Source organism: Pedobacter boryungensis (genome assembly GCF_013204825.1).
GTDB classification, from domain to species: domain Bacteria; phylum Bacteroidota; class Bacteroidia; order Sphingobacteriales; family Sphingobacteriaceae; genus Pedobacter; species Pedobacter boryungensis.
In genome coordinates this window covers 182,295-195,397 of sequence record NZ_JABMKV010000001.1, presented here as the reverse complement: position 1 = coordinate 195,397, position 13,103 = coordinate 182,295, and the positions used below count along the sequence as shown (strand labels likewise).

General features: G+C 32.8%; 10 protein-coding genes. 4 read left to right on the top strand and 6 right to left on the bottom strand.

The window, feature by feature from the left end; translation table 11 throughout:
* Window positions 1–33 precede the first annotated feature (33 nt).
* On the top strand, window positions 34–1,794 hold the full coding sequence (locus HQN85_RS00835; RefSeq protein ID WP_173268452.1) for a sensor histidine kinase: 1,761 nt from the start codon (window positions 34–36) through the stop codon (window positions 1,792–1,794).
* A gap of 43 nt (window positions 1,795–1,837) precedes the next feature.
* On the opposite strand, the gene HQN85_RS00830 is transcribed toward HQN85_RS00835, so the two are convergent.
* A complete protein-coding gene (locus HQN85_RS00830) occupies window positions 1,838–2,137 on the bottom strand; it encodes a hypothetical protein (protein ID WP_173268451.1) in 300 nt (99 codons plus the stop codon).
* Window positions 2,138–2,278: 141 nt separating this feature from the next.
* Between HQN85_RS00830 and HQN85_RS00825 the strand changes: the two genes are divergently transcribed.
* Window positions 2,279–3,421, top strand: coding sequence for a tetratricopeptide repeat protein (locus HQN85_RS00825; protein ID WP_173268450.1), 1,143 nt, complete (start codon window positions 2,279–2,281; stop codon window positions 3,419–3,421).
* Here the strand turns inward: HQN85_RS00825 and HQN85_RS00820 are convergent.
* From HQN85_RS00820 to HQN85_RS00800, 5 genes are all read right to left on the bottom strand, one after another.
* The gene (locus HQN85_RS00820) at window positions 3,411–3,872 is read right to left on the bottom strand and encodes a DUF4268 domain-containing protein (protein WP_173268449.1); all 462 of its coding nucleotides are present in this window, start codon (window positions 3,870–3,872) and stop codon (window positions 3,411–3,413) included. The genes HQN85_RS00825 and HQN85_RS00820 overlap by 11 nt on opposite strands.
* 250 nt (window positions 3,873–4,122) lie before the next feature.
* Window positions 4,123–4,710, bottom strand: a complete 588-nt coding sequence (locus tag HQN85_RS00815; RefSeq protein WP_173268448.1) for a riboflavin synthase — start codon at window positions 4,708–4,710, stop codon at window positions 4,123–4,125.
* A complete protein-coding gene (accC, locus tag HQN85_RS00810; RefSeq protein ID WP_173268447.1) occupies window positions 4,711–6,204 on the bottom strand; it encodes an acetyl-CoA carboxylase biotin carboxylase subunit in 1,494 nt (497 codons plus the stop codon).
* 4 nt (window positions 6,205–6,208) lie between these two features.
* Window positions 6,209–7,234: a threonine aldolase family protein gene (locus tag HQN85_RS00805; RefSeq protein ID WP_173268446.1), complete on the bottom strand. Its 1,026-nt coding sequence runs from the start codon at window positions 7,232–7,234 to the stop codon at window positions 6,209–6,211.
* Between the two features lie 57 nt (window positions 7,235–7,291).
* On the bottom strand, window positions 7,292–8,428 hold the full coding sequence (locus HQN85_RS00800; protein ID WP_173268445.1) for an alpha/beta hydrolase: 1,137 nt from the start codon (window positions 8,426–8,428) through the stop codon (window positions 7,292–7,294).
* A 140-nt stretch (window positions 8,429–8,568) separates the two neighbouring features.
* Here HQN85_RS00800 and HQN85_RS00795 point away from each other — a divergent pair, with 140 nt between their 5' ends.
* On the top strand, window positions 8,569–9,582 hold the full coding sequence (locus HQN85_RS00795) for a LacI family DNA-binding transcriptional regulator (protein ID WP_173268444.1): 1,014 nt from the start codon (window positions 8,569–8,571) through the stop codon (window positions 9,580–9,582).
* Between the two features lie 445 nt (window positions 9,583–10,027).
* A complete protein-coding gene (locus HQN85_RS00790; protein WP_173268443.1) occupies window positions 10,028–13,096 on the top strand; it encodes a SusC/RagA family TonB-linked outer membrane protein in 3,069 nt (1,022 codons plus the stop codon).
* The last annotated feature ends 7 nt before the right edge of the window (window positions 13,097–13,103 follow it).

Here is a 13,103-nt window from a genome sequence, read left to right as displayed (position 1 = left end):
GTATCTTTATTGGATATTTTTTGACTGCTTTCAATGGAATTCAACTACAATGCCTATGCCATCTTTTTATTAATATGCGGCGCTGTACTACTTATTCTTGCCAGTTATATTTTTAAAAGAGGTGGCAATGCCGTAAAATGGTTCAGCTACATGATGATTTCTAATGCAATATGGTCTATTACATATGGATTCGAATTAGCAAGTAGTTCTTTATGGCAAATCAAATTTCTAATTAATATAGAATATATTGGAATTGCTAGTTTACCATTAAATTGGTTCCTCTTTTGTCTTCATTTTTGTGGTAAAGAATGTTGGTATAAAAAACCTTTCAATCTAATCCTCCTACTCATCATGCCTATCGCTGCAATTGTATTGGTATGGACAAATGATATGCACCACTTGTATTATGAGAATATTCAACTGGCAACAGATGGCCCATTCCCGATGGCAGATATCACATTTGGATTGTTTTATAAAATTTTTACCATCTATTTCTATTTGCTATTAGCTTGTGGATGCTACCTAATTTTCGTGAAATTCAGGATATCAGATCCTATATATAAAAAACAAAACTACAGCATCATTATTGCTGCACTTTTACCTTGGTTAGCAAATATTGCGCATGTTTTAGGTATAAGACCTCTTGGATATTTAGATATCACTCCTTTTGCTTTTATTCTTACTTCATTCTTAATTTTAATAGGTATTTATCGCTTTAAACTATTCGATATTATTCCTATTGCAAGAGAAAAAGTACTGGAATTAATGCGGGATGGGTTTTTATTATTAGATCAACAAAATAGAGTGATAGATTATAATGAATCTATAAAGAAATATATCAATGCAAATGGGGAAAAATTAATTGGCCTTCCTATAGAAGAAGCATTTCCAAATCAGCCTGAGTTTTTCAAAAAAATAAAAGAGCATGAGCAAGGTAAAATAGAATTAAATCTGATTATTAATGATGAAAAACTCTATTTAGAAACTGAAATACTCTTTTTAAACGACAATAAGCTCAATAATGATTTTGCTATAATCAAACTTCAAGATTTAACAAGCATTAAAAATGATACTATACGTACCAAGGAGCAAGCCAAAGAACTTGAAAAACTAAATCAGCTAAAGGACAGAATATTTTCAATTATTGCACATGATTTAAGAGGACCTTTAGTCAATCTTTCTGAAGTTTTAAAGATGACTGCTAATAATGAGATTACAAGCGATGAATTCAAAAGCCTCTCTCCTACACTTAGTAAAGATATTATTTACACTACAGATCTTTTAGAAAACTTACTCCATTGGTCGAGAAGCCAACTAAAAGGCTTTGGTATTAAACAAGAATTCTTTAACCTCCGCAACTTAATTATTAACGAAATAAACTATCATTTACCAGGCGCTACATTAAAAAAGATAAAAATTATTCACGATGTTTTCCCGGGAGAAATGGTTTATGCAGATATTCTAATGGTGCAAATCGTAATGAGGAACATTATTAATAATGCCATTAAATTTTGTTATCAAGATTGCGAAATACACATAACTGCGGCCTATCAGAAAAGTGGAATGATGTTGGTTTGTGTTAAAGATAATGGCATTGGGATAGCTAAAAATATTCTAGATAAACTTTTTAAAGCTGAAAACATTACCACTCGTGGAACTTCTAACGAAAAAGGAACTGGGTTAGGATTGATGGTGTGTAAGGATTTTATGAATCGAAATGGTGGTGATATTACTGTAACCACAGAAGAGGGAAAAGGTTCTAAATTCTGTATTACTATTCCTACCATGAAATAAAAAAGGTCCGGAAATTTCCGGACCTTTTTTAATTACTGTCCTTTTACTGACCAGTAGCTTCATTAATGGTTTGCTGCTCTTTTAAAGCATCCACATTATTCTTATTTCCAAAGTTTTGGGTTTTTTCCGCAAAGTAAGCTAATATATCCATTATTGAATCGAGATTATCTGCTACACGTTGGTGCATATCGGGTAAGTCTTTATCCAACTTTTTATCACTTAGCTCAATATTATCAACTTCAATTTTTCCAATTTTCTGAATAATTGCTTGTTGTGAGTGTTGTAAGTCTTCTAATTCTCTTACAATCTTTTCCATTAATTCAAATTTCTTTAAGGTATCCATATTATTTTTTATTAATGATAAACAATCTATTTCCTGTATAGAACCATCGAGAACACTAAAAGTTTGAAGTTGACACTAATTATTAAATGCAATTTGGATTTACAATAAATAACTAATACTTTAGTTTTTAATATTTACCCTATGAAGAAGATCCTATTTTTTATATTTCTACTGTTATCTTGTCGATTTTTAAAAGCTCAAAGCAACGTTGATCAAGAGAAATTATTAGATTTTTACCAAACACAACGATATGCAGAAGCTGCCCAGTATTTACAAAGTATTTATCCTGCAAACACGAAAGATATAAAAGCGTTAAATCAAATTGCTTATTGCTATATGATGTCTGGGAAACTTCCAGAAGCGGAAAAATTTTATGTTCAAATAAATGATCTGCAACCGAATACCTTATCTGTATTATTCAGCTTAGCAAATATTAATACCAAACGAGGAAATACCATCGCGGCACAACTTTATTTGTTAAATATCGAAAAATTAGATAGTACAAATTTCAAGGTTTACAAACTTTTAGCAGGTCTTACAGACAGCATTAAACTTAAAGTATCTTATCTAAAAAAAGCAAATAAACTAAATCCGATAGAACCTGATGTTGCTTATGATTTGGCTTTTGAGCTGAAAAATTTGAAACTTTTTGAACCTGCTTATCAGGTTTTGAAAGTAGCAATTGAGGCAGATACAAGTAATTTTATTTTGCAAAGAGCCCAATTACCCATAGCAAATGAATTAAAAAAGTACAAAGAAGTAATTGCTGTTGGCGAGAGATTGTTGCAAAATGGAGGTGATGCAAATGTAATTAAGGATGTTGGCAAGGCTTATTTTTATCTTAAAAATTATCAAAAATGCATTTCCTTATATACCTTATTGGAAGAAATGAGTTTGCAAAATGAAACTATTTTGTATTATATGTCATTAAGTTATAGAGAGTTGAAAAACTATGAAATGGCATCTAAATATGCAAAAAAGACAATAGATGAAGGGATTTCTGTAAATACTTCAACTTACTATCTTTTACTAGGTGGTATTTATGAAATTAATAATCAATTAACTAGTGCAGTAGCTGCTTATAAGAAGGGATTGACATTTAAGGAAAATCCTTCTATCTATTACAGGTTGGGTTTGATATATGATTTAAAACTAAATCAAAAGCAAAACGCACTTAAGAATTATAACTTCTACCTAAAGAATAAACCAGATGCCGAGAAAGAAAAAGAACAAATGGATTATACAAAAAGTAGATTAGCAGATTTAAAACTTGCTAAGAAATAGCTTCAAAAATAGGTTTTACATCTGTCCAGAATTGGTCTAAAGCTATAATTCTAGGTTTTAAAAACGAAATTAGCGCTGGCCAATTTTGTTGGTTAAAAATACTAACGCCATTAAGTGTTTTAGTAATTTGACTTAATGAAACACTAAGTTCATTAATTGCATTTTCTTCCCAATTCCATTCTTCATTTAAAGTATCTGTAAATAATAACTTTAAGGCTTTAAATTGTTCAAAATACAGATTTCTAATTTCTTGATTAGGGTGTGTAATTTCGATTGAAATGATTGCTTTATGTTGTTCAGCATTCATTCTAAAATAGATATGCTTTATGCCTGTTTTGTAATTAATCCACTTTATGGGTAAGCCTTCGGCTGATAAAATAGGTTTCATGTACTTTCCAAAAGTTATCCAAAATTGCTGACGGATTTTTGATGCTTCTTCTTTACTGTACATTTATCTATTTTGTTAGTTGAACTTTGACAAAATTATAGACCATCTAAAAGAATTTTGCCAAAGCTTATGATTTTTGAATGATGCAAGGTTTTGTAACCAAACAGATGTTAATTAAACCTGATAATAGCGAACACGGAATGAAATGGAGTAAAGCGGTATTAGGGCTGACTTTGATTTGAAATACTGAATTTGCTTTTCGAAAAAATTTTAACTTTAAGAAAGAACAATTAATATTAGTTTCTTTTACGTTCTATTTATTTCCCATTAAGCGAGCGACGTATTTACCAATAATATCAAATTCCAAATTAACTGAATCGCCAACTTTTACTTCGTGCAAATTGGTGTGCTCAAAAGTATATGGAATAATAAATACCGAAAATTCGTCGGCTTGAGAATTTACGACCGTTAAACTAATCCCATTTACACAAATTGAACCTTTTTCTACGGTAACATTACCCAAAGCTGCATTATACTTAAATCGATATTCCCAGCTACCATCTAATTCATTGACTAAAATACATTTTGCCGTTTGATCTACATGGCCTTGCACAATATGACCATCTAAACGAGCATTCATTTGCATACAGCGTTCTAAATTAACTTTGTTGCCGATTTTTAAATTGCCTAAACTCGTTTTATTTAAGGTTTCTTCTATGGCAGTTACTGTGTGAGAATTTTCACTTAGCGCAACAACAGTTAAGCAAACGCCATTATGAGCTACGCTTTGATCTATTTTTAACTCAGCGCAAATGGATGACTTTACGGTAAAATGAACATTTGTGCCTTCCTTTACAATATTTTCAACTTCGCCTAGCGTTTCTATAATTCCTGTAAACATTTAACTGTATTTCTTTCTATTTTTTCTCCAATTATTGGCAATTTCATTGTTTTGGGCAGTACTAATTTTGTCTTCTTTTTTAAAAGCTAAAACGGCTGTGAGCGCAGCCAACATTGCTTCTTCTTCGTTTTCGTTTTTTAAACTGTCTGCATTAAAATATTTACCTACAAAATGTGTATCAAAGTTGCCCGAAGTAAATGCTTCGTGTTGCATTACAAATTTACCAAAGCTTAAGGTAGTTTGTATGCCTGTAATGTCATATTCATCAATCGCCCTAATCATGCGCTCAATTGCTTCTTCCCTATTTGCACCATAGGTGATGAGTTTTGCAATCATCGGATCATAATAAATTGGGATTTCCATTCCTTCTTCAAAACCATCATCAACCCTAACTCCATTACCTTTTGGGGTAATGTAGGTTTGCAAAGTACCAATATCTGGTAAAAAATTATTTAAAGGATCTTCTGCATATACCCTTAATTCCATTGCATGCCCACTGATTTTTAAATCTTCTTGTTTAAAACTCAATATTTCACCTCTGGCTATTTTTATTTGTTCTTTCACTAAATCTAACCCTGTAATCATTTCTGTAACAGGATGTTCAACCTGCAAACGAGTATTCATTTCAAGAAAGAAAAAGTCAAGATTTTCATCTAAAATAAACTCTACCGTACCTGCACCTACATAATTAACCGAACGAGCCACATCAACTGCACATTTACCCATCGCTTGCCTAATTTCTTCAGTTAAAACAGACGAAGGCGCTTCTTCAATTACTTTTTGATGGCGCCGTTGCACTGAGCATTCTCGTTCAAACAAGTGCACAATATTTCCATGTGTATCTCCTAAAACCTGGATTTCAATATGTCGGGGTGAAGTCACATAACGCTCTATAAATACTGAGCCATCACCAAAAGCAGACGTGGCTTCGCTAACAGCTAAATGCATTTGTTCTTCAAAATCGGCAACATTTTCTACAATACGCATTCCTTTACCACCACCGCCTGCCGCCGCCTTAATTAAAATTGGGAAACCTACCTCAACTGCTCTCTCTTTTGCTTCGTTGATATCAGTAATGGCTTCTTCAGTTCCTGGAACCATAGGAATATTATAGGTTAAAGCCGCAGCTTTAGCAGATAGTTTATTTCCCATAATTTCCATAGCTTCTGGAGTTGGACCAATTAAAATCAGTCCTGCTGCTGCAACTTCTTTAGCAAAAGCAGCATTTTCTGACAAAAAGCCATAACCTGGGTGAATAGCTTGTGCACCTGTTAATTTACAAGCTTCAATAATTTTATCGCTTTTTAAATAGGATTGATTTGATGGCGCTGGACCGATACAAATTGCTTCATCTGCATACCGTACATGCAAAGCACTCCTATCTGCTTCTGAAAAAACAGCTACAGTTTTAATGTTCATTTCTCTTGCTGAGCGCATAATGCGCAAAGCAATTTCGCCACGGTTAGCAATTAAAATTTTTGAAATTTGAGCCATAATATTACAGGTGTAGGTGTGTTAAAGTTTCTATGGCTTTATCAACCATCGTTGAAGAAATATCTAAATGTGTAACCAATCTAATTGTTTGATTAGAGGTACTATTGCATAAAATGCCTTTCGCTTCCAATGCCTTTACAACATTATCCGCTTTTAATCCTGGAGAAACATCAAAAAGAACAATATTTGTTTCGACAGGCATTACCGAACTTACATATTTTGTTTTGCTCAATGCATTGCCCAAAGCTTTCGCATGATTATGATCTTCCACCAAGCGATTTACATGGTTATCTAATGCATAAATTCCTGCAGCTGCTAAAAACCCTGCTTGTCGCATGCCACCACCTAAAACTTTTCTAATTTTTGTGGCTTTTTTAATTGTAGCTTTTGAGGATAACAAAACAGAACCAACCGGTGCGCCTAATCCTTTAGAAAGACAAACAGAAATTCCATCGAAATATTTGCCATAATCCTTTGCTTTATCGCCTGTGGCAACTAATGCATTAAATATTCTTGCACCATCAAGGTGAAGTTTAATTCCTTTTATAGCGCATAAATTATGAATAGGTTCTATTTGAGAAAGTGTATAACATTTGCCCCCGCCTTTATTTACTGTATTTTCTAAAACGACTAAACTTGAGTTGGGATAATGGATATTTTCGGCATTAATTTCTGGTTCAATCATTTCTGGAGTTAAAATTCCTCTTTCGCCATTTAATAAGCGAACAGATGCTAAAGAGTTATAGGCAATTCCTCCTCCTTCATAACGATATACATGTGCAGTTTGATCGCAAATTACTTCATCCATTGGTTGGGTAAAACATTTTATAGCAATTTGATTGCTCATTGTACCAGATGGACAGAATAACGCGGCTTCCATATTAAATAAGTTAGCCAGTTTCTCTTCTAAAGCATTTACAGTTTCGTCTTCTCCAAAAACATCATCGCCCACTTTTGCACTCATCATCGCTTCTAGCATTCCAGCTGTTGGCTTAGTTACTGTATCGCTTCTAAAATCTATTTTATTCATACACAAATATTGCTCTTTGAAAGCTTTGTAATCCTCAATATTAAAAAAATTACAAATTTAATTACTAATGAACTTATAAAAATCTACAAATTCTCGATGCCAAAACCATTCGCTATGTTTACCATCAGCTTTTTCGACCACCCTTATATTTTTATTCTTTCCTGTTGGATTTAATAGTTGAAAGACATTTTTCATATCGCTAATCATGGTTTTGCTTTCTAAATCTCCCGCAACTAAATAAATTTTACTTCCATTTAAATTTTTAAATGCATTTTGAACATCAGTTTCTATGGTTTTACCAATCCAAAATGCTGGAGAAAAAATTCCAGCTTTACCAAAAACTTTAGGATATGTTGCAATGGCATACATAGAAATTAAACCACCCATAGAACTTCCGGCGATTGCTGTATTTTTAGCATCTTTTTCTGTTCTATAGTGTTGATCTATAAAAGGTTTCAAATTATGAACTAAAAAATCGACATAATCTTTGCCTTTTCCCTTACCGTATTCACTATCGTAAGGATTATATTCTTTTAACCTTTCACTTCCACCATGATCTATACCAACAACAATAAATTCTTCTTGACCTTTTGCACTTAAACTATCCAATAATTCATCAACACCCCATTCTCCATAACCACTTGTTAACTGATCAAAAAGGTTTTGACCGTCATGCATATATAATACTGGATATTTTTTAGTTGATGAAGCATAAGATGGTGGTAAATAAATCCAAACTCTCCTTTTTGTAGCTAATTGAGGAATTAAAAAAGCGGTATCAATGATATGAACATTAACTGATGAAGTATGTTTAGGTAATTCTTTTTTAAATTGATCTGCAAAATTTGATACACTAATTTTCACTATTGTATCCTTTTTCAAATTTAAACTACGGTTTCCAATGGCATTTCCTTTGCTGTTGGTTTCTACTTTTTCCCAACTACCACGTGTAATTTTGTATTCATATACATTGATTGATAATTGTTTTTCGAGCACATAGGTTAAACTGTTTCGTTTTGAAAATTGGTACTCAGGGTCATTAGGTTTCCAATTATTAAAATTCCCAGCAACAAAATATTCAGCTATCGTGTCTTTGCTTTGGGGAATATTTTGCAATTCGAACCTAACTTTAACTTGTGCATTAACGACAAGAAAACTACTTATAAAAATGACGAAAAAATAAATCCATTTCATATTCCGCTGTATTTATATCACTATTTTTAAAAATTAGTCCTATTTTAAATGATTTAACAAATAAATAGAAATAATTACTTTTTTTATCATTTATATTTACAACCAAATAAATTAACCATCAAATTATTGCTATCAGTAGAATGGATAACGTCAATATTAAAAAATTAGCCAAAGCCCTTCATCTTTCTACTTCTACAGTTTCTAGAGCATTTAGAGATAATAGCGATATCAATGCTGCTACAAAGGAACGTATTTTGGCAATGGCAAAACAATTAAATTATCAGCCAAACCATTATGCTAGTAATTTAAGAGAGCAAAAAAGCAAAACCATTGCTGTTATTGTTCCCGAATTAGCGAATAATTATTTCTCATTAGCCATTCAAGGCATAGAAAGAGTGGCGAGTGCCAAAGGCTATCATATTTTAGTATATGCAACCAACGACCAGTTTGAGAAAGAAGTTTCTTTTATTAAACATTTACATAATGGCAGGGCCGATGGCATTATCATGTCTGTTTCTGGTGAAGCAAATGACCATAATTATTTAAACGAACTTTCTAAAAAACGACTTCCTTTAGTATTTTTCGATCGTGTATATGAAGATATTGTTACTCCACGTGTAATTACAAACGATTATGAAAGTAGTTTTTCTGCTACTAAACATCTAATCCAACAAGGTTGTAAGCGAATTGCTTATTTGGCGGTAAATAAAACCTTATCCATTGGAAAAACTCGTATGCAGGGATATATAGATGCCTTAAAGAAATTTAAAATCCCATTTAAAGATGAATTAATCATCGATTGTACGAATAATTACAAAGAAAACATAGATCATTTAAAACAAGCATTTACTGAATTAAAACCCGACGGTGTTTTTACCTCAGTGGAGCGTTTGGCCTTCGCCACTTATTACGCTTGTTATGATATTAACCTTTCTATTCCAAAAGATTTAAAAGTAATTGGTTTCTCAAGTTTAGAAATTGCGCCGCTACTAAATCCGGCATTAAGTACGGTAACTCAACCAGCTTCAGACTTAGGTAAAACAGCTGCCGAATTACTCTTTAAAATGTTAGAAAATCCGAACGATATTAACCCTGATAGCGAGGTAATTTTAAAGTCTAAACTAATACAAAGAAAGTCTACTTCCAACGACTAAAAACCACTCCTATTTTAGCTTATTTTTAAGCCTAAAAAATCACACATTTTTTATCAAAAAAAAACATGGTTTTGCCAAAACACGCAGAATTTTACCTTTGGTCTCGATGCGATTTTTCATTTTGTGTTGATTTTTTCGGGAACGTTCCCGAAAACGTTCCCGAAAAACATAAAAAAAACAACATAGTGTATAGATTACACCTTATTTTCCAAAATAATAATATAATTTATTGAATATTAGATACTTAAAATATAAAAATACATTATTTAAAAAATAAAAACCTGTAAATTATTCGTTTTTTTAAGCGTTTTACTTCCTTAAAATATGGTGTTTAAAAAAAATATGATATAAAATTTTGATTTTTCATATCCAACCTTAAATTTACGTTAACGTGTTACAACACATTTTATAACCAAATATTTAACCTTAAAAACGGGCTTTTTCTATGAAATTATTTTACCCCATTAAGCTTAGTATCTTGATGTTTTTTGCGCTCTGCTCACTAACGGTATTTGCGCAAACCGGAAGCATTTCTGGTAAGATTATCGATGATACTAAACTTCCAATTCCTGGAGCATCAGTACAAGTTGATGGCACCCAAAAATTAACTGTTACAGATAGTGAAGGAAACTTTAGAATTACTGGTTTAACTAGTGGAACTTATACATTAACTGCTAAGTATATTGGTTTTGCTGCTTTAAAATTAACCACTACTGTTGGGAGTGGTAATACGGTTTTAAATTTTAACCTTAAATCCGAATCTCAAAATCTTAACGAAGTAATAGTTGTAGGTTATGGTACACAGACTAAACGTGAAGTAACCGGAGCAATTTCTAAAGTTAGTGGAGAGAGACTTACTTCTCTACCAACACCAAGTTTCGAAGCAAGCTTGCAAGGTCAGGCGCCAGGAGTGCAAGTTACGCAAGGTAGTGGTTTAGCAGGTAGCGGATCAGTAATTAGAATTAGAGGTATTGGTTCAATTAGTGCTGGTGGCGATCCATTATACGTTGTTGATGGTATTCCAGTAACTTCCGATCCTTTTATTACAGGTAATCGTGGAGCAATGAATCAAAATCCATTGGCTACAATTAACCCTAATGATATTGAGTCAGTTGAAATTTTAAAAGATGCTGGCGCTGCAGGTATTTATGGTTCTCGTGGTGCTAATGGTGTAATTTTAATTACGACTAAAAGAGGTAAGACAGGAAAACCTAGAATTTCTTTCTCATCTAAATATGGTTTAAGCACTTATGCTAACAAACCAGATTTTGTAACCGGGGCAGAATGGTTACAATTACGCCAAGAAGCTTGGACAAATGATGGCAATACTGGCTTAGCCTCTTTACCTGGCGGATTAACTTGGGCTCAAGCACAACAAAACAATACAGACTGGTGGGGTATTTTAACTCAAACAGGTAAATCTAATGATCAAGCTATTTCATTTAGTCAAGGTACTGAAAAAATTAAAAGTTACATTTCTGCTAATTATAGTAACAACGAAAGTTTTTTAAAAGGTAACTCTTACGAACGCTATGGTTTTAGAACAAACTTCGATATAAAACCTACTTCTTATTTTTCAACCAGTATTAATGTGGGTTACGACAAAGGTATCAACCAACGTGTTAATGCAGCTTGGGGTGGTGGTTTAGGTGATGCTATGTCTGTAGCCTTACCAATATATCCAGTTAGAAATGCAGATGGCACTTTCTTTAGTGGTGGCGCAAATCCTGCTAGAAATTTAGGTTTATTAGATTGGAAAACCAGAAACGAACGTTTACTAGCGGGTGTTACAATGGAATTGATCCCTGTTAAAAACTTAAGCATTAAAGGTAGCTTTAACATGGATAATTTAAATGTTGAAGATAACATTTATACTCCTGCAGCTTTAGCGGGTACAACTAACGGAAGCGCAACATTATATCCTACAAAAATATTTAACCGTAATTTTTCTGGTACAGCCACATACAATTGGCAGTTAGATACCAAGAACAAATTGAAGTTTTTAGTTGGTGCTGAGTCTCAGTTTAATTACAAAAACACTTATCCTAATGGTATTTCTGCAACTGGAGCAAATATTACAGAACCATTTTCTGAAAACAAGACGAATCTTTACTTAGCTATGCAAGGTTTAGCAGCGCAAAATAATTTATTATACTACAGTGGTTACCAAAGAGATACTTTCGCATCTTTATTCGCACGTATCAACTACTCGTATGACGAAAAATATAATTTAGAAGTATTAGCTCGTAGAGATGGGTCTTCTAAATTCGGTCCAGAAAACAAATATGGTTATTTCCCAGCTGCATCTGCTTCATGGTATATTAGCCAAGAAGATTTCTTAAAAGACAGTAAAGTAATCAGCAATTTAAAATTAAGAGCTAGTTATGGTTTAGTTGGTAGCTCTAGCTTCCCATCTGCTCAATATTATCAAAACTTCCAATTTTCAGGAAGTTACAATGGTCAACCTGTATTGTTCCCTACTAACGTAGCTAATCCAGCTTTAAAATGGGAAGAAGGAAGAAATCTTGATTTAGGTTTAGATTTCGGTCTATTTAAAGGCCGTATTAATGCAGAGTTTTCATACTACAAGAAAACAACAAACGGCGCATTAATTAATGGAGGTATTTCTCCTTCAACAGGTTTCGGTTCTGGATATTTAAATGTAGGTAAGATTTTAAACGAAGGTTATGAGTTGAGTTTAAATACCATCAATATTCAAACAGATAACTTTAAATGGGTTACCAGATTAAACGCTTCTAAAAATTATAATGAGGTATTAAGTTTAGGAGGTTTAACTCCAGACGCTGTTGGTGGCGGTACTAATGATACTCGTATTGCTGTTGGTTATCCTATCGGCACTAATTTCTTGGTAAGATATAAAGGTGTGGATCCTGCAGATGGTTTACCAATTTGGCTGGATAAAGATGGATTTGAAACTAAAACATTTTCATTAGATAATCGTGTTCCAGTTGGAAAAATCTTACCTGATTACGTGGGCGGTTTAACTAATACTTTCTCTTTCAAAGGCTTTGAATTAAATACACTATTCACGTTCGCTATTGGTGGAAATTTATATGATGCATCTGCAAAACGTCAATTAGGTGTAGTTACCGATTGGAATATTAGAACAGATATTGCTAATCGTTGGAGAAAACCGGGAGACAATGCCGAATTCCCACGTTTAACTTTAAACCCTAGTACTTATGCAGGTTTATCAAGTGAGTGGCAATATAATTCGACTATGTTTTTGTATGATGCAACGTTTGTGCGTTTAAGAGAGGTAACACTTTCTTACAATGTACCAGCTAGTTTCACAAAAAGATTAAGATTACAAAGTCTAAAATTATTTGCAACAGGTATGAATTTACTAACTTTTAGTAAATATCCAGGTGGCGATCCAGAAATTGCAAGAGATTTCGAAAATCCTCAAGATAGGAACATGAGTCCTAACGTAACCTATTTGACTACACCTCAACAAAAATCGTTGACTTTTGGATTATCAACTTCATTTTAGATAAGAT